Raw genomic sequence first — 17,460 nt, forward strand, 5'->3', positions numbered from 1 at the left:
TTTATGAGACACAGCCATAATACACACGACCATGTCAGCTAAATCGAACAGCACACCGCTGCAGACTGTAAGTTTTAATTGACACTTTTCCTCTCGCGTCGGTACATTTGGTTCAGGAACTATCAACGAGGCAAGCGTTCATGTCCAATCGGACACATTCCAACCAGATACGAGCCGGTCTTTACACACCCGAAGAACGGGCGCGCCGTGACGCGACAATCTGGACTCCTGTTCAGGGCATCCTGGCACCGCTGCAGTTCCTTGTCTTCCTTGTGTCCTTGGGGTTTGTGATTCGCTATCTCTGGACAGGAAACGGATACGAGCTTGCCGCGTGGTCGATCGTGATCAAAACCCTGGTGCTCTATGTCATCATGGTCACAGGGGCAATCTGGGAAAAAGTTGTTTTTGGTCAATACCTTCTGGCGCCTGCTTTCTTCTGGGAAGACGTGTTTTCCTTTCTCGTCATTGCACTGCACACCGCCTACCTCTGGGCCCTTTTCACCGGCGCCCTTGCCCCTGTTCCGCTCATGTGGCTGGCCTTGGCGGCCTATGCGACATACGTGATCAATGCGGTCCAATTCATCCTGAAACTCCGGGCGGCCAGACTGCAGGCCGCCGCATTTGAGGGGGTGCACGCGTGACCGAACTTCCACGCCTTCCAGCCGCTGGCGGCTGCCGTGAAACACCGATTCTCAAACAACGCGGCCAACGCGAGGTCTTCTGCGGGCTGACCGGAATCATTTGGCTTCACCGCAAAATGCAGGATGCATTCTTTCTGGTCATCGGATCGCGCACCTGCGCCCACCTTTTGCAATCCGCCGCAGGCGTAATGATTTTCGCAGAACCACGCTTCGGGACCGCGATTCTCGAAGAGACCGATCTCGCCGGGCTGGCGGATGCCCAGGACGAGCTGGATAAAGTCGTCGACGAGCTTCTGGCCCGTCGCCCCGACATCAAACAACTGTTCCTCGTGGGGTCCTGCCCCTCCGAAGTGATCAAGCTGGATCTGGCCAAGGCTGCCGAGCGGATGACGCAACGACACGCGCCATCGGTGCGGGTTCTGAACTTCTCCGGCTCGGGGATCGAAACCACATTCACCCAAGGCGAAGACGCCTGTCTGGCGTCCATGGTGCCTGTGCTGCCCGACGATGATCAACGCCAGTTGCTTCTGGTTGGTGCGCTGCCCGACGTCGTCGAAGAGCAGGCAATCGGCCTGCTCGAAGCGATGGGCATCGGCCCGATCAAGGTTCTGCCCGCCCCGCGCGCCAGCGACGATCTTGGTGTCGGCAGTGGCACCGTCTATGCGCTGACACAGCCTTTCCTTGGCGACACCCATGACGCGCTGACGCGGCGCGGCGCTCGACACCTGCCTGCCCCCTTCCCTTTTGGCGAAGAAGGCACAACGGCATGGCTCGCCGCAATCGCAACCGAATTCGGCGTATCGCCAGAGCTTTTCGAAAAAGTGACGGCCGCACCGCGCGCCCGTGCCCGCAAGGCCATCGGCCAAGCCGCCGAGGTGCTGCACAACAAATCCGTCTTCTTCTTCCCCGACAGCCAACTCGAAATTCCCCTGGCACGGTTCCTGACCCGCGAATGCGGCATGCAAGCCATCGAGGTCAGCGCCCCTTTCATCCATAAAGGCATCGTTGGCCCGGATCTCGATCTGCTTGCCGAAGGGCCGACGATCTCCGAAGGACAGGACGTCGACAAGCAACTGGATCGTGCCAAAGACGCAAGACCCGATCTGACAGTCTGCGGGCTTGGCCTCGCAAACCCGCTTGAAGCCGAAGGGCTGGCCACCAAATGGGCCATCGAACTGGTGTTCACACCCGTCCATTTCTACGAACAGGCAGGCGACCTCGCGGGTCTCTTCTCGCGGCCTCTGCGCCGTCACAGCCTCCTCAAGCTGGAGGCCGCTGAATGATCCACTTCTTCATCTTGCCAAATAAACTCCGGGGTCTGGGGCAGCGCCCCAGAGGTCTCATATGAAACTCACTGTCTGGACATACGAAGGGCCGCCCCATGTGGGGGCCATGCGCGTCGCCACCGGCATGACGGGCCTGCACTATGTGCTGCACGCGCCGCAGGGCGACACCTATGCCGACCTGCTGTTCACAATGATCGAACGGCGCAATCACCGCCCGCCCGTCACCTACACGACATTTCAGGCCCGTGATCTGGGGGCCGACACCGCAAATCTGTTCAAGACAGCCGCCCAGGACGCCTATGACCGGTTCAAGCCCGAAGCGATCATCGTTGGAGCGTCCTGCACTGCGGAATTGATTCAGGACGATCCCGGCGGCATGGCTGAAACCATGGGCCTTCCCGTGCCCGTGATCCCGCTCGAATTGCCGTCTTACCAGCGCAAGGAAAACTTTGGCGCGGACGAGACGTTCTTTCAGATCGTCAAGGCCCTCGCCAAACCGATGGACCGCACGAAGCAGATCACGGCCAACCTGATTGGCCCGACGGCCCTCGGCTTCCGGCATCGCGACGACATTCAGGAAGTGACCGCACTGTTGTCCGATATGGGCATCAGCGTAAACGTCGTGGCGCCCATGACGTCCTCACCCAGTGACATTGCCCGCATGGGTGCGGCTCATTTCAACGTTCTGATGTATCCCGAAACCGCCGAATCCGCAGCCCGCTGGATGGAGAGGGAGCTTGGACAATCTTATACTAAGATTGTGCCGATCGGCGTTGGCGCGACCCGTGATTTCGTGAACGAAATGGCCGCGCTGACCGGTGTGGCCCCCTATATGGACGAAACCCGTCTGCGCTTGCCCTGGTATTCCAAATCCGTCGACAGCACGTACCTGACCGGGAAGCGTGTCTTTGTATTCGGAGACGGCAGCCATGTTCTGGCAGCCGCCCGCGTCGCGCAGGATGAAATGGGTTTCGAAGTTGTGGGCATGGGATGCTACAACCGGGAAATGGCACGGCCCGTTCGCGCCAAAGCCAAGGAAATGGGGCTTGAGGCCACCATCACCGACGACTACCTGGAAGTTGAGCGCGTGATCGAAGCGCTTCAGCCTGAAATGATCCTTGGCACCCAGATGGAGCGCCACATCGGCAAACGTCTCGGTATTCCCTGTGCCGTGATTTCCGCTCCAGTTCATGTGCAGGACTTTCCGGCGCGCTATTCGCCACAAATGGGAATCGAAGGCGCAAATGTGCTTTTCGACACATGGGTACATCCTCTGGTCATGGGGCTGGAGGAGCATTTGCTCCATATGTTCCGGGACGATTTCGAGTTTCACGATGCGGCCGGTCCGTCGCATCACGGTGGCCATGCGCCTGCGGCAAGCGTGGAGGGGGGGCCAGCCCCCCAGCCTGCGGCTTCCCCCCGGGATATTTCCAGCCAGGAGAAGATCACTGGTTCGGACGTCATCTGGTTGGATGATGCAGAAAAAGAATTGAAGAAGATTCCCTTCTTTGTGCGCGGCAAGGCCCGCCGCAATACGGAAAACTACGCGGCCGAGCGCGGCGTGGCCCAGATATCAATCGACACTCTTTACGAGGCAAAGGCCCACTATGCGCGATGAAACAGGCATTATCGGGCGCATGCCCGGCTACCGCGTGGTCATCCTCACTCTGGACAGCCACGCCGCGGGGCCCGCCCGCCGCGCCATGAAGGTGCTGGAGCGCGACTATCCCGGTCTGGATCTGCAAATCCACGCGGCCGCCGAATGGGGCGAAACGCCGGGTGCCTTTGAGGCCGCCGAAGAGGCGGTGCGTCATGGCGACATCATCGTTGCCAACCTGTTGTTTCTTGAAGAGCATGTGTCTCGCATTCTGCCTGCCTTGCGGGCGCGCCGCGACCATTGCGACGCGATGATCGGCGTCATTGCGGATTCAGACATCGTCAAGCTGACGCGCATGGGCACACTGGACATGGCCAAGCCTGTATCGGGCATTGGCAAACTGATGAAACGCCTGCGCGGCTCGTCCAAACCCTCGTCAGAGGATGGGGCCAAAAAGATGCAGATGCTGCGCCGTCTGCCCAAGATTCTGAAATTCCTTCCCGGCAAGGCGCAGGACCTGCGCGCCTGGTTCCTCGTCATGCAGTACTGGCTCGGTGGCTCGGACGACAATGTCCGCAGCATGATCCAGTTTTTGCTGAACCGCTATGCCACGGACACCGCGTGGAAACAGGCCCCGGAGGCCCCGGCCCCGATCGATTACCCCGATACCGGCCTTTACCATCCCGATCTGCCGCAGCGCATCACGACGGATCCCGATGATCTGCCCGGCCCCAAAGATCCGGAGCTGACCGTCGGCATCGTCATGCTGCGCTCTTATGTGCTCAGTTCTGACACCGCTCACTATGATGGGGTGATCCGTGCGCTGGAGGCCAAGGGCATCCGTGTCCTGCCCGCCTTTGCCGGTGGTCTGGACGCCCGCCCCGCGATCGACGCCTATTTCAAGGGCAAGATTGACGCCATGATCTCCCTGACGGGGTTCTCGCTGGTGGGCGGGCCCGCGTATAATGACAACGCGGCGGCGATCAAGGTCCTTGCCGATCTGGATGTGCCCTATCTTGCCGCCCATTCGCTGGAATTCCAGACGCTTGGCCAATGGGCAAACAGCTCGGGCGGCCTTGGTCCGATCGAGACAACGATGCTGGTCGCCTTGCCCGAGTTGGATGGGGCCACCTGCCCCACTGTTTTCGGCGGACGTTTGGGGCCAGAAGGCTGCAACGGTTGCGCCTGCAACTGCGCGGTCGCCGCCGAGCCGAAGGCCATGGTGCCTTGTCAGGAACGGATCGAAAGCCTGACGGAAAAGGTTTTGCGCCTCGGTCGCCTGCGCCGCAAACAGAACGCGGACAAAAAGATCGCCGTTGTCCTTTTTGGCTTTCCACCCAATGCCGGCGCTGTCGGAACGGCGGCCTATCTCAGTGTGTTTGAAAGCCTTTTCAATACGTTGACTACCATGAAGGCACGCGGCTATGACGTGATCGTGCCCGAAACCGTCGATGAATTGCGCGGTCTGGTACTCGGCGGAAACGCAAAGCAGTACGGACAAGAAGCGAACGTCGCGGCCCATGTCGATGCCGACACCATTGTACGGACGACACCGCCACTCGCGGCGATCGAGGCCGTATGGGGCCCCGCGCCGGGTCGGATCCAATCTGATGGCCGCGGTGTATTTGTGCTGGGCAAAGAGCTTGGCAACGTTTTTGTCGGTGTACAACCTGCCTTTGGCTACGAAGGCGACCCGATGCGGTTACTCTTCGAAAAAGGGTTTGCGCCGACGCACGCCTTTGTCACGTTCTACCTATGGCTGCGCAACACGTACCAAGCGGATGCTGTGCTGCATTTCGGCATGCATGGCGCGCTGGAATTCATGCCAGGCAAGCAAGCAGGCCTAGGAGCGCGGGACTGGCCGGATCGCCTGATCGGCGAAATGCCCAACATCTATCTTTATGCCGCCAACAACCCCTCCGAGGCGTCGCTGGCCAAGCGCCGCTCCGGTGCAGTGACCATCACCCATCTGACGCCGCCGCTGGCACAATCGGGGCTCTACAAGGGTCTCGTCGAGTTGAAAGACAGCCTGACGCGCTGGCGCGGGTTGGAGAACGATGACCCGATCAGGGCCGAGTTGGAAGCGTTGATTGCCGAACAGGCGGAAAACGTCGATATGGGCGGGGCTGCCCCCGAAACGCTGTGGTTGAAGCTGCTTGAAACCGAAGACGCCCTGATCCCGGATGGTCTGCATGTCGTTGGCGCTCCACTCACAGATGCGGCGCGGGCCGAGTATCTTGACCTGATGCCGCATGCTGACCTCGAAGCGCGCGCCCGTGTGGACGAATTGCTGAAACACGAGACAGAACTGGGCGCTTTGATGGATGCGCTGGATGCCAAGTACATCCTGCCTGTACCCGGCGGAGACCTGATCCGCTCGTCCGCGATCTTGCCGACGGGCCGTAACATTCACGCCTTTGATCCATTCCGGATGCCCACGGCCTTTGCCTGCCGCGATGGAATGAAACAGGCAGATTTGCTGCTTGAAACGCACCCGACTTTGCCGCGCTCCATTGCGCTGGTGCTTTGGGGCTCCGACAACATCAAATCCGATGGGGTCCCGATTGCACAGGCGCTGGCGTTGATGGGCTGCACGCCCCGTTTCGACAGCTTTGGCCGTCTGGCGGGCGCGGATCTGATCCCGCTCGAAGAGCTGGGCCGTCCGCGGATCGACGTCGTTATGACCCTGTCTGGCATTTTCCGCGACCTGCTGCCGCTGCAAAGCCGGATGCTGGCCGAAGCGGCGCTGAAATGCGCGCAAGCGGATGAGCCACTGGAGCAAAACTTCATCCGGGCCCATGCGCTCATCTATGCCGAGAAACAGGGCTGCGATCTGGCGACGGCAGCATTGCGGGTCTTTTCCAATGCCGAAGGCGCTTATGGATCGAACGTGAACCAGTTGGTCGACAGTTCCGCCTTTGGGGACGAGGATGAGTTGGCCGATGCCTACGAGAACCGCAAAAGCTTTGCCTATGGCGTCGACGGCAAGTCGGCGGCCAACCCCAAACTGCTTCAGCAGGCCTTGGCGGATGTCGAGGTGGCCTATCAGAACCTGGAATCCGTTGAACTGGGTGTCACCACCGTCGACCACTATTTCGACACGTTGGGCGGTATTGCGCGGGCAGTGAAACGCGCGCGCGGATCGGATGCGGCCATTTACATCGGTGACCAGACACGCGGGGCGGCCAAAGTGCGGACGCTCAAGGATCAGGTGGCGCTGGAAACACGTTCCCGCTCGCTCAACCCGAAGTTTTTCGAAGGGTTGCTCAAGCATGGTGCCGAAGGTGTCCGCCAGATCGAAGCCCAGGTGACCAATACGGTCGGCTGGTCTGCCACGACCGGACAGGTCGACGAGTGGGTGTATCAGCGCATTTCCGAGACCTTTGTTCTGGATGACGAGATGCGCAAGCGGCTGGCCGATCTGAACCCGACCGCCTCCAGCCGCATGGCCAACCGCCTGCTGGAAGCGTCGGATCGCAACTACTGGCAGCCCGATGCCGAAACCCTCGCGGCGCTGCAGGATGCAGCGGACGCATTGGAAGACAAGCTCGAAGGGATCGCAGCAGAATGATCCGTTTGACCATCTCAGATGACAGGAGCCTCCGGCGGGAGTTTTTCTGGCAAGATGAAGCAGGGGATCGCGCCCCCGGTGATACCAACGGATGCTTTGTATCCGAGGAAAGGAAACTCTCATGAGCCCACTCGACAGAAACCCCCCCAATTTGCGGGGTCAGGACGGTGAAGGATCCGTGCAGGTTCATCAGGATGAAGAAGCAAAGATAGAAGGCGCGAAGGTGTTTTCCGTCTATGGCAAGGGCGGCATCGGTAAATCGACGACCTCTTCGAACCTGTCGGCGGCCTTTTCCATGCTGGGCAAGCGGGTTTTGCAAATCGGGTGCGACCCCAAGCACGACAGCACCTTTACCCTGACCGGCATGTTGCAGCCCACAGTGATCGACATCCTGAAGGAGGTCGATTTTCACCCCGAAGAACTGCGCCCCGAGGATTTCGTGGCAACCGGCTTCAACGGCGTGAAATGCGTCGAGGCAGGCGGGCCCCCTGCGGGCACCGGGTGCGGTGGCTATGTGGTCGGTCAAACCGTCAAGCTGCTGAAACAGCACCACCTGCTGGAAGAGACCGATGTGGTGATCTTTGACGTGCTGGGCGATGTGGTCTGCGGTGGCTTTGCCGCCCCCTTGCAGCACGCCGACCGCGCCCTGATCGTTACCGCCAATGATTTCGACAGTATCTATGCGATGAACCGGATCATCGCGGCGGTCCAGGCCAAGTCCAAGAACTACAAGGTCCGCCTGGCGGGCTGCGTCGCCAACCGGTCCAAAGACACCAATGAGGTCGACCGTTATTGCGACACCGTGGGCTTCAACCGCATCGCGCATATGCCCGATGTGGACGCCATCCGCCGGAGCCGCCTGAAGAAAAAGACCCTGTTCGAGATGGACGACGACGAGGATATCGTGCGCTGCCGGGCCGAGTACATGCGCCTTGCCAAACTGCTTTATGATGGCACCGAAGGTGTGGCCCCCATGCCGATGGAAGATCGCGATATCTTTGAATTGCTTGGATTTGATTGATGCCAGCCTATGACCAAACCCGCGCCCGGATTGAAGACTATTTCGATCGCACGGCGACCAAGACCTGGGAGCGTCTGACATCGGACGCGCCCGTCAGCCGCATTCGCGAAACCGTGCGCGCGGGCCGGGACCGGATGCGGGCACTGATGTTATCACGCTTGCCGGAAGACTTGCGCGGCGCGCGGATTCTTGATGCTGGATGCGGTGCAGGGCCTGCCACGATCGAAATGGCTCAGCGCGGGGCGCAGGTCGTTGCTGTCGACATCTCGCCTCAGTTGATCGATATCGCCAAGCGCCGCCTGCCTACGGACCTGCACAAACAGGTTCAGTTTCGTGCGGGCGACATGTTTGACCCTGAATTGGGTCAGTTCGACGCCATCATCGCCATGGACAGCATGATTTACTACACCGCTGATGACATCGGCACCCATCTCGCGGCGCTCGAGTCGCGCGTCTCCGGTCCGATTGTTTTCACCGTGGCACCGCGCACTCCGGCCCTGATGGCCATGTGGTATGCAGGCAAGGCGTTTCCCCGCTCTGACCGGTCGCCCGTGATGATCCCACATGCCCACCCTGCCCTCGCCCGCGCGGCCAAGGACAAGGGCGTACGCAGCACGCTGCGTCCTGTCGACCGGGTCACATCGGGCTTCTACATTTCCGAAGCAATGGAGTTGCGTGCATGAGCCAGTTGCGGCGCCTCACCACACGGGTTCTGCCCTTCGCCGATGCGGCCTCCGAAGGATTGCCGCTGAACGAGCTTTTGCGCCTGTCACTGTTTCAGGTGTCGGTCGGCATGGCATCGGTGTTGCTTTTGGGCACGCTGAACCGGGTGATGATTGTTGAGCTGAACCTCGCCGCGACCATCGTGGCGGTGATGATCGCGCTTCCGGTACTGATTGCGCCGTTCCGGGCCCTTTTGGGGTTCCGATCCGACACACACAAATCCGCCATCGGCTGGAAGCGGGTGCCCTATATCTGGTTTGGCTCGCTCTGGCAGTTCGGCGGCCTGGCCCTCATGCCCTTTGCCCTGCTGGTTCTGGGCGGGGATGTTTACATCAAGGTACCCTTTGCAGGCGAAGTCTTTGCCGCTCTTGCCTTCCTCATGACAGGCCTTGGCCTGCACATGACACAGACAGCCGGGCTGGCGCTGGCCAGTGACCGGGCCACCGATGAAACCCGTCCCCGTGTTGTGGCGCTGCTCTATGTGATGTTCCTCGTCGGCATGGGTATCTCGGCCTTGATCATCGGTGGATTGCTTCGCAATTACACAGACTTGACCCTGATCCGGGTGGTGCAAGGCGCCGCCGTGGTCGGCGTGATTCTGAACCTCATCGCCCTGTGGAAACAGGAATCCCTGCAACCCTCGACCAAGCAGGAGCGTGAGGCGCCTCGCCCGCTGTTCCGCGACGCGTGGAAGGATTTCATGTCCGGTGGACAGGCGGGGCGGCTGTTGGTCTGCGTCTTTGTCGGCACCATGGCGTTCAACATGCAGGACGTTTTGCTCGAGCCTTATGGCGGCGAAATCCTGGGTCTTTCGGTTGCGGCGACGACCGTGTTGACCGCCCTGTGGGCCACCGGCGCTTTGGCCGGATTTGCCCTGGCTGGCAAACGGCTGGCGACGGGATCAGACCCCTACAGGCTGGCCGCGACGGGCATTCTGGCCGGGGTTTGTGCGTTCAGCCTCGTGATCTTTGCGTCGCCCATGCAGGCCAACGGATTGTTCTACGTTGGTGCGACGCTGATCGGTTTCGGCAATGGTCTTTTTGCCATTTCAACCCTGACTGCGGCGATGACCATGCCCGCCCATGGCAAAGCTGGCCGGGGCCTCGCCCTCGGGGCCTGGGGTGCGGCACAGGCAACCGCGGCCGGTATCGCAATTGCAGTTGGAGGTGGCCTGCGTGACTGGGTCAATGCCATCGCAACGTCCGGCCAGTGGGGCGAGGCATTGAACGCCCCTTCAACCGGATATTCTTTCGTTTACCATGTCGAGATTGGCCTGCTCTTTGTCACTCTCGCAATTCTGGGACCGCTCGTGCGCCACTCTGGTCCTCTCACCCAGCCGGAAAAGCCTCAGCCCATCGGGTTGATGGATTTTCCCACATGACCTTGTCCAGAAAAGGAAACCTGACATGACCGGGACATTTTTTGGCGAATTCGATTTGGCGAGCCTGTCACTTTGGCTTTTCTATATCTTCTTTGCCGCCCTGATAATCTACATCCAACGCGAGAATATGCGCGAAGGCTATCCGCTGGAGGACGACGAGGGCAAAAAGTCCTCGAACCCCAGCCTGTGGCCTATCCCATCCGATAAGACTTTCAAGCTGCCTCATGGTCAGGGCGAATTGAAGATGCCGTCCGGGCAGGCCCCCGAGCGCGAGAATCTGGCCATCAAGCGGGTCGGCATGGGCAACGGGTATCCGCTGGAACCCACCGGTGACCCGATGATCGACGGTGTCGGTCCCGCCTCCTGGGCGCCGCGCCGTGATGCACCGGAGCTGGACGGCCATGGTCATCCCAAAATCATACCGATGTCTTCCAACGAGGTGTTCAAGTTCGCCGCCGGCCGTGACCCACGCGGGCTGCCCGTTGTCTCCGGCGATGGTGAAGTGGTCGGTAAAGTCGTCGATATGTGGATAGATGAGCCCGAACAGCTTGTCCGCTACCTGGAATTCACGCTTGATTCCAAATGGGGCACGGGCAACCGTCTGATACCTCTTACGATGGCCCGGATCGGCAAGGACAAGGTCAAGGTCAGAAGCCTCTATGGCAAGCATTTCGGCACTGTTCCGTCGATTGCAAGTCCGACGCAGGTCACCCTGCTCGAAGAAGACAAGATCTGTGGTTACTACGGCGGCGGCACGCTCTACGCTGATGTCAGCCGTCAGGAAGCCTTGATCTGAAACAGACGACCCGCGCGGTTTCATGCCGCGCGGGACCACAAGGCAAGCAACGAAAAAGGGGGGAATGTGCGCCATGTCCCACGACGATTTTGAGATTGAGCCCATCCCTGGGCTTCCCGAACAGCCCCCCGAGGGCGAAGAGATTCTGTGGCGAGGCAAGCCGTCCACAATGGCATTGGCACGCGACGCGCTGAACCTGAACTGGATTATCGGATATTTCGCGGTCCTGATGGGCTGGCGCTTTGTCACGGTGGTTGATGTGCTGCCTCTGGGTCAGGCCATTGGGGCCACGGTGCCCTTCCTGCTTCTTGGCATGGTCGTCTGCGCCCTGCTGATCGGGGTGGCCTGGGTGCAAGCGCACAACACGGTTTACACGATTACCTCTGCCCGCATCGTCATGCGGATCGGTGCCGCCCTGACGCTGACGCTCAACCTGCCTTACCGCGAGGTGGGCAATGCGTCGCTCAAGCTGCGCAAGGATGGCACCGGCACGATCGCGCTGGAAACCATCGGCGACACCACGCTGAGCTATCTGGTGGTCTGGCCCCATGCAAGATCATGGCGCTTCAGCCCTGCGCAGCCTGCGCTGCGCTGCATCCCCGACGCCCAAAGCGTGGCGCGCATTCTCGCCGAAACCGCCGAAGCGCGCGTCAGCATACCACAGGTGACCCGCAACCCGGCCGCGTTTGACGCGGTGGCGGCGGAGTAAGCGCAATGACACATAGCTCAAACGTCCGCATTCACGCCAAGGAAGACCAACTCGTCCCCAAGGTCATGGTTCGGGCCGTCATGGCCCTGCTCCTGTCCATTCTGGCGCTGGTGACCATCGCAACACTGACGGACCGGCCCCTGGAAAGCACACCCGCCGACAGCGCGATCCTGAGCGAACGGGCCATCTTTCTCTCTGGTGAATCCACCGGTGCCGCGCGCGTTTTGGACAGCAACGGCACGGTCTTGGCCGATTTTTCTGCCGATAAGGGCGGCTTTGTCGCCGGCATCGACCGCGTCGTGAACCGCGAACGTGCCAAATCGGGGGCAGATATGTCCGCCCCGGTGATGCTGCGCCTGCGCGACGGCAATCGCCTCTCCATTTACGACCCCGAAACGAACTGGTCAGCCGAACTCATGGGTTTTGGCGCCACCAATCTCCGCACCTTCGCCAGGTTGCTGGAACAACCCTAATCCCGAGGAGGAAGCCACCATGGGACTACTGACGAGAGAAGTCGAGCATGCACCCTGCACTGTCGAGATTTCGCATAAATTCGAAAGCCTGCACGCGCATGTGCGGTTCAACAACGGCGCTGTGATCTATCCCGGCGACGAAGTACAGGTGGAAGGCCCCGAGATCATGGCCCCCTTCGGTGAAGTCGTCTCCGAAGACCGCCAGGCCACGATCATCCGCGCCAGCAAGCTGGAACAGCTTTGGACGCGCCTGACCGGTGATTTCGAAGTGATGGAACTTTGCGAGTTTTCCTTTTCCGAAGAGGTGACACTATGAACGCTCCACTCAAGCACACCGCCGACGCCACCACCGTCGAAGAAGGGCTGGCGATCGCCGAAGCCCAGGACAAGCAATATACCAGCGAAATGGCCACCGAGACGGCCATGGCCAACACGCTGCTGACGCCGCGTTTCTACACCACCGATTTCGACGAGTTGGACGCGATCGACGTGTCATCGGTGCGCGAAGACTGGGACGTGCTGATCGCCCAGATGGAAGCCGATCCCAACAAGGGCCACTTCAAGAAAAACGAAGACTGGGACCACGTCGATTGGGAGAACATGGAGCCCGAGTTGAAAAAGGAATTCATCGATTTTCTGATCAGCTCCTGCACAGCCGAGTTTTCCGGCTGCGTGCTCTACAAGGAAATGAAGCGGCGCGGAAACAACAAGGACATCACACAACTCTTTCAGCTGATGGCACGGGACGAAGCGCGCCATGCGGGCTTTATCAACGACGCCCTGCGCGAGGCCGGTTTGCGGGTCAACCTCGGCTTCCTGACCCAGAAGAAGAAATACACTTATTTCCGGCCCAAGTTTATCTACTACGCCACCTATTTGTCGGAAAAGATCGGATACGCGCGGTACATCACGATCTTCCGCCACCTGGAGGCGCACCCGGAGCATCGGTTCCACCCGATTTTCAAGTGGTTCGAAGAATGGTGCAATGATGAGTTTTCCCATGGCGAGGCTTTTGCGCTGCTGATGAAAACCGATCCCAAGCTGACCTCGGGCATCAATGTCTATTGGATCAAGTTCTTCCTCACGGCAGTCTATGCCACGATGTATGTGCGCGACCACCAGCGGCCTGCCTTCCACAAGGCGCTTGGCGTTGATCCCGACTGGTATGCCCACGAGGTGTTTACCAAAACGTCCAAGATGACCGAACAAATCTATCCGATCACGCTGGATATCGAACATCCCCGCTGGCAGCGCAATCTGGAGAAGCTGCAAAAGGCCAATGTGGATATGGTCGACGCAAAGGGATTGAAAAAGTTGGGTGCACAGATCCGTGCCGGGTGGGCCTTCGTGAATCTCTACACAATCCCCGCCAAGAAACATGCTGTGCCCGCATCCGTGCGCCTGGAACCAGCCTATTGACCCTTGAACCGGCATACACATTTTCCGACGCGGAAAATGGCAGGAAAACGTTGCGTTTTCCTGCACGCACCCTCACCCGGGCGGTGATGTTTTCTGCGTCAGAAAACAGCCGAAAACCGTGTCGGTTTTCGGGGACGGGGGCCACACGATGACCCCTTGGATCGCTGCCTTCATTGCGTTGTTTATCTGGTGGTTTTCTACCGGGACTATTCTGCTGGCCGTCAAATATGCCGATCGCGCGGGCCGCCGCGCCCGCGTCAACACCACGCTCATCGGCCTGCCGCTCCTGGCGGTTGGAGCTTACGGCGCATACTGGTCGCAAACCCAGACCGATATTCTGGGCATTTACGTGGCCTTCCTGTCAGCTCTGGCGCTTTGGGGCTGGATCGAACTCGCCTTCCTCACCGGCGTCATCACTGGCCCCAACACCTTGCCACTGCCCCCGAACGTGGCCCCGTGGGAGCGTTTCATTCGCGCATGGGGCACACTGGCCTATCACGAGATGCTTCTGGCCGGCACGCTCATCGCGCTTGGCCTGCTGCTCTGGCACGCACCCAACCCCTTTGGGCTCTGGACCTTTGCAGTCCTCTTTTTCGCGCGCATTTCCGCCAAGCTGAACCTGTTTTTCGGCGTGCCGCGGATCAATGTGGACTTTCTCCCGGATGCGCTCAGCCATCTGGCCAGTCATTTCCGGATCGCACCGATGAACTGGCTGTTTCCAATCTCGGTCACTGCTCTCACATTCGCCGTGGCGTGCTGGCTCGAGCGGCTCTATGCCGCTGAAACCGTCGGTGAGATCACCGGCTTTGCGCTGATGACGGCGCTCACTGCCCTCGCGGCACTCGAACACTGGGTGATGGTTCTTCCCATCCCCGATGAACGGCTCTGGCGCTGGATGCTGCCCGCGCCCAAACCCACACCAGAACAACAGACAAACCAAGGGGGGCATCATGGACTTTGATGTTTTGTTCCAGAACCAACTCGACACGCTGAAAGAGGAGGGGAACTACCGCGTTTTTGCGGAATTGGAGCGCAAGTCCGGTGCGTTTCCACGCGCCGTTTGCCACGATGACGAAGCCCCAGACGAGGTAACGGTGTGGTGTTCCAACGACTATCTGGGAATGGGCCAGCACCCAACCGTGACAAAGGCGATGAAAGACACCATCGACATGTGCGGCGCGGGCGCGGGCGGCACCCGCAACATCTCCGGCACCAACCATGCCCACAAACAGCTCGAAGCGGAACTGGCGGGCCTGCATGGCAAGCAAGACGCCCTTCTGTTTACCTCGGGCTATGTCTCCAACTGGGCCGCGCTCAGCACGCTGGGCAGTCGCCTGCCAGACGCCGTCATCCTGTCGGATGAACTGAACCACGCCTCGATGATCGAAGGCATCCGCCACAGCCGGGCCACCAAGGTCATCTGGAAGCACAACGACCCCGAAGATCTGGATCGCAAGCTGGCAAGCCTGCCCGCCAACGCGCCCAAGATCGTGGCCTTTGAATCCGTCTACTCCATGGACGGGGACATCTGCCCGATGAAGGAAATCGTCGAGGTGGCCGAAAAACACGGCGCCATGACCTATCTGGACGAAGTGCACGCCGTCGGCCTCTATGGCCCCCATGGCGGTGGAATCTCCGAACGCGAAGGGCTGGCCGATCGGATCACCCTGATCGAAGGGACGCTGGGCAAGGCATACGGCGTCGTCGGCGGCTATGTCACCGGGTCCGTGGCCATGTGCGACTTCATCCGCAGCTTTTCCTCGGGGTTCATCTTCACGACCGCCCTGCCCCCGGCCGTCGCTGCTGCGGCGCAGGCTTCCATCCGGCACCTCAAGCAATCCGACCAGGAACGCATATTGCAACGCGAGCGGGTCGCCTATCTGCGCAAGCGGCTGGATCAGGAAGGCATCCCACATATGGACAATCCCAGCCACATCATTCCCGTGATGATCAAGGATCCGGTCAAATGCCGGATGCTGGCAGACTACCTGATGCAACGCTACGGGATCTATGTGCAGCCAATCAACTACCCTACCGTGCCCAAAGGCACGGAACGGCTGCGGTTCACGCCGTCACCCCTGCACAGCATCGACGACATCGAACATCTGGTTCTGGCGCTCAAGGACCTGTGGAAGCAATGCGCAATCTCCCACGCGGTGGCCTGATCAAAAAAAGTCGGCCAAATTGCGGGTTAAAGGGGGGTCAAGTCAATGTTACTGTTGACTTGCCTTCTGAACCGCTACGTTCTGTACCAAGCAAACGTCAAAGGAGACTACCAATGTTTCGCACCCTTGCAATCGTGGCCTCTGCCACGCTCGCCGCACCCGCACTCGCTGACGGGCACGCCGCGTCCGGTGACGCAGCCGCGGGCGAAAAAGCATTCCGCCAGTGCATTTCATGCCACGTCGTCGTGAATGATGCCGGTGAAACTCTGGCCGGCCGGAAGGCCCAGACCGGCCCGAACCTCTACGGGATCGCCGGGCGCGCCGCCGGAAGCGTCGAGGACTTCAGGTATTCCGATCTCATCATGGCAGCAGGCGAACAGGGTATCGTGTTCGACGAAGCCAACTTCGTCGCCTACGTGCAGGATCCGACAGGCTGGCTGCGCGAAACCACGGGCGACAGTGGACGCGGCAAGATGACCTACAAGGTGCGTAAGGAGTCCGACGCTGTCGATCTCTATGCTTACCTCGCGTCGCTCAGCGCAGGCGGCAGCTAAATCACTTTACATATCTGAGAAAACACCGCGCCGGGAAACCGGCGCGGTGTTTTTCGTTTTGAACTCTTGATCAAGTTGGAGTGGAGGCGGACCGGACGCAAAATGCACAAGCGGCCGCATTTTGTTGGTGCTGCACGCCGGTATCAAGTTCGCCAGAACACGCCACACCTTGGGCTCATCAGCCTTAGGAAGCTCTTGCAGGAACAGGACGACGGCGGCGGGATCGTGCGATCCATAATTCTGCGATCACGGCATTTGGCACCCAGCAGAACCAAGCCAGCCATGGAGAAGCCTCTATGTACCCGACGCCCGATACCAAAAACCCGGCGAGATAAAGGCGGAGCGTGACTCCTGCCAAAGTGAGCGCGAAAGACCGGATCATCCATTCCCTGTGAATTTCAATTTGCCGCTTCAATGCATGCAGTAGTGCTTTACCAGTGGTTCCCAGCCAAAAAACACCAAGCAGGCCGAAACCAGCGCCCGCAACCACACCACCCGATGCATTAACGGCCAGCAAAATGCCTGCGACACCGCCGACCAGGACGCACGCGGCGTAAATGCGTCCCGACCATCGATGAAGACGAGGTCGCCTGGCGCGCAAACCGGGCAAAAATTGGAAGCCACCGAGAACCAGAGCCAGCGGGGCGACCGAAACATGCAAGATGAAAGCCATCCTGCGCGCGATCAAGTGATCTCCAAAGTCGGGAAAACTCAACTCAAACCCAAGACCCAGAAAACGCCAGGATCCGAGCGCGACCAGAATGCTCAGCGTCAATATGCCATAAAGGGTAAAGCGCTGTGCCAAAATAGAAGCTCCGTTTTGGTGGGTTTCGCACCAAATAAAAATCACGTGCTCTGCGGGAGCTTAGATGTCCAATCCCGAGATTTGGCGGATTGGATTCAGGTTGAATCGCACTGGCTCCGAGGCCCATATCTTGCAAGTGTAGTCGTAGGGCGTGAGGTCGTCGAGTGTCTTGCACCGAAGCGCATAGTTCCAGGCTGCCAAGACGTCCGCTAGGAGCAAGCGCCGTTGGTCGTGACTGTGGTAATGGTAACGCTGCGCCGTCGCCTCCTTGATCGTGCGGTTCAGCCGGTGCTCAGTCTCGCGCGTATTTGGCCTGCGA

General features: G+C 59.8%; 16 protein-coding genes. 15 read left to right on the top strand and 1 reads right to left on the bottom strand.

What is annotated here, in order from left to right:
* The first annotated feature begins 140 nt into the window (after window positions 1-140).
* From bchF to LC354_RS04725, 15 genes are all read left to right on the top strand, one after another.
* Window positions 141-641, top strand: coding sequence for a 2-vinyl bacteriochlorophyllide hydratase (gene bchF, locus LC354_RS04655; protein ID WP_223421680.1), 501 nt, complete (start codon window positions 141-143; stop codon window positions 639-641).
* On the top strand, window positions 638-1,924 hold the full coding sequence (locus LC354_RS04660; protein WP_223421681.1) for a ferredoxin:protochlorophyllide reductase (ATP-dependent) subunit N: 1,287 nt from the start codon (window positions 638-640) through the stop codon (window positions 1,922-1,924). Before bchF ends, LC354_RS04660 begins: the two co-directional genes overlap by 4 nt.
* A 61-nt stretch (window positions 1,925-1,985) precedes the next feature.
* A complete protein-coding gene (bchB, locus tag LC354_RS04665) occupies window positions 1,986-3,545 on the top strand; it encodes a ferredoxin:protochlorophyllide reductase (ATP-dependent) subunit B (protein WP_223421682.1) in 1,560 nt (519 codons plus the stop codon).
* On the top strand, window positions 3,535-7,095 hold the full coding sequence (locus LC354_RS04670; protein ID WP_223421683.1) for a magnesium chelatase subunit H: 3,561 nt from the start codon (window positions 3,535-3,537) through the stop codon (window positions 7,093-7,095). Before bchB ends, LC354_RS04670 begins: the two co-directional genes overlap by 11 nt.
* Window positions 7,096-7,216: 121 nt before the next feature.
* Window positions 7,217-8,116, top strand: a complete 900-nt coding sequence (bchL, locus tag LC354_RS04675; protein WP_223421684.1) for a ferredoxin:protochlorophyllide reductase (ATP-dependent) iron-sulfur ATP-binding protein — start codon at window positions 7,217-7,219, stop codon at window positions 8,114-8,116.
* Window positions 8,116-8,799: a magnesium protoporphyrin IX methyltransferase gene (gene bchM, locus LC354_RS04680; protein WP_223421685.1), complete on the top strand. Its 684-nt coding sequence runs from the start codon at window positions 8,116-8,118 to the stop codon at window positions 8,797-8,799. Before bchL ends, bchM begins: the two co-directional genes overlap by 1 nt.
* Window positions 8,796-10,220: a PucC family protein gene (locus tag LC354_RS04685; RefSeq protein ID WP_223421686.1), complete on the top strand. Its 1,425-nt coding sequence runs from the start codon at window positions 8,796-8,798 to the stop codon at window positions 10,218-10,220. The genes bchM and LC354_RS04685 overlap by 4 nt, the downstream gene beginning before the upstream one ends.
* A 25-nt stretch (window positions 10,221-10,245) precedes the next feature.
* Entirely contained in the window at window positions 10,246-11,016 is a 771-nt protein-coding gene (puhA, locus tag LC354_RS04690; protein ID WP_223421687.1) for a photosynthetic reaction center subunit H, read from the top strand.
* Window positions 11,017-11,089: 73 nt separating this feature from the next.
* A complete protein-coding gene (puhB, locus tag LC354_RS04695) occupies window positions 11,090-11,725 on the top strand; it encodes a photosynthetic complex putative assembly protein PuhB (protein ID WP_223421688.1) in 636 nt (211 codons plus the stop codon).
* Window positions 11,726-11,730: 5 nt separating this feature from the next.
* Complete coding sequence (gene puhC, locus LC354_RS04700) at window positions 11,731-12,198, top strand: photosynthetic complex assembly protein PuhC (protein WP_223421689.1); 468 nt, start codon at window positions 11,731-11,733, stop codon at window positions 12,196-12,198.
* A 19-nt stretch (window positions 12,199-12,217) separates the two neighbouring features.
* The gene (locus LC354_RS04705; RefSeq protein ID WP_223421690.1) at window positions 12,218-12,514 is read left to right on the top strand and encodes a hypothetical protein; all 297 of its coding nucleotides are present in this window, start codon (window positions 12,218-12,220) and stop codon (window positions 12,512-12,514) included.
* Window positions 12,511-13,617 (top strand): magnesium-protoporphyrin IX monomethyl ester (oxidative) cyclase, encoded by a 1,107-nt coding sequence (gene acsF / locus LC354_RS04710; protein ID WP_223421691.1) that lies wholly within the window; start codon window positions 12,511-12,513, stop codon window positions 13,615-13,617. Before LC354_RS04705 ends, acsF begins: the two co-directional genes overlap by 4 nt.
* 148 nt (window positions 13,618-13,765) lie before the next feature.
* On the top strand, window positions 13,766-14,578 hold the full coding sequence (gene puhE, locus LC354_RS04715; protein WP_223421692.1) for a putative photosynthetic complex assembly protein PuhE: 813 nt from the start codon (window positions 13,766-13,768) through the stop codon (window positions 14,576-14,578).
* Window positions 14,568-15,782: a 5-aminolevulinate synthase gene (gene hemA / locus LC354_RS04720; RefSeq protein ID WP_223421693.1), complete on the top strand. Its 1,215-nt coding sequence runs from the start codon at window positions 14,568-14,570 to the stop codon at window positions 15,780-15,782. The genes puhE and hemA overlap by 11 nt, the downstream gene beginning before the upstream one ends.
* A 113-nt stretch (window positions 15,783-15,895) precedes the next feature.
* Window positions 15,896-16,336, top strand: a complete 441-nt coding sequence (locus LC354_RS04725) for a c-type cytochrome (RefSeq protein WP_223421694.1) — start codon at window positions 15,896-15,898, stop codon at window positions 16,334-16,336.
* Between the two features lie 184 nt (window positions 16,337-16,520).
* Here LC354_RS04725 and LC354_RS04730 read toward each other — a convergent pair whose 3' ends face one another.
* Window positions 16,521-17,141 (bottom strand): DUF2306 domain-containing protein, encoded by a 621-nt coding sequence (locus LC354_RS04730; RefSeq protein ID WP_223421695.1) that lies wholly within the window; start codon window positions 17,139-17,141, stop codon window positions 16,521-16,523.
* Window positions 17,142-17,460 lie beyond the last annotated feature (319 nt).

Origin of the sequence: Tateyamaria pelophila, from assembly GCF_019966495.1 — a bacterium.
GTDB classification, from domain to species: Bacteria; Pseudomonadota; Alphaproteobacteria; order Rhodobacterales; family Rhodobacteraceae; genus Tateyamaria; species Tateyamaria pelophila.

Coding starts and splice junctions, on each gene's coding strand:
- bchF (WP_223421680.1), top strand. CDS start 141: ATGTCCAATCGGACACATTCCAACCAGATACGAGCCGGTCTTTACACA.
- bchB (WP_223421682.1), top strand. CDS start 1,986: ATGAAACTCACTGTCTGGACATACGAAGGGCCGCCCCATGTGGGGGCC.
- LC354_RS04670 (WP_223421683.1), top strand. CDS start 3,535: ATGCGCGATGAAACAGGCATTATCGGGCGCATGCCCGGCTACCGCGTG.
- bchL (WP_223421684.1), top strand. CDS start 7,217: ATGAGCCCACTCGACAGAAACCCCCCCAATTTGCGGGGTCAGGACGGT.
- bchM (WP_223421685.1), top strand. CDS start 8,116: ATGCCAGCCTATGACCAAACCCGCGCCCGGATTGAAGACTATTTCGAT.
- LC354_RS04685 (WP_223421686.1), top strand. CDS start 8,796: ATGAGCCAGTTGCGGCGCCTCACCACACGGGTTCTGCCCTTCGCCGAT.
- puhA (WP_223421687.1), top strand. CDS start 10,246: ATGACCGGGACATTTTTTGGCGAATTCGATTTGGCGAGCCTGTCACTT.
- puhB (WP_223421688.1), top strand. CDS start 11,090: ATGTCCCACGACGATTTTGAGATTGAGCCCATCCCTGGGCTTCCCGAA.
- puhC (WP_223421689.1), top strand. CDS start 11,731: ATGACACATAGCTCAAACGTCCGCATTCACGCCAAGGAAGACCAACTC.
- LC354_RS04705 (WP_223421690.1), top strand. CDS start 12,218: ATGGGACTACTGACGAGAGAAGTCGAGCATGCACCCTGCACTGTCGAG.
- acsF (WP_223421691.1), top strand. CDS start 12,511: ATGAACGCTCCACTCAAGCACACCGCCGACGCCACCACCGTCGAAGAA.
- puhE (WP_223421692.1), top strand. CDS start 13,766: ATGACCCCTTGGATCGCTGCCTTCATTGCGTTGTTTATCTGGTGGTTT.
- hemA (WP_223421693.1), top strand. CDS start 14,568: ATGGACTTTGATGTTTTGTTCCAGAACCAACTCGACACGCTGAAAGAG.
- LC354_RS04725 (WP_223421694.1), top strand. CDS start 15,896: ATGTTTCGCACCCTTGCAATCGTGGCCTCTGCCACGCTCGCCGCACCC.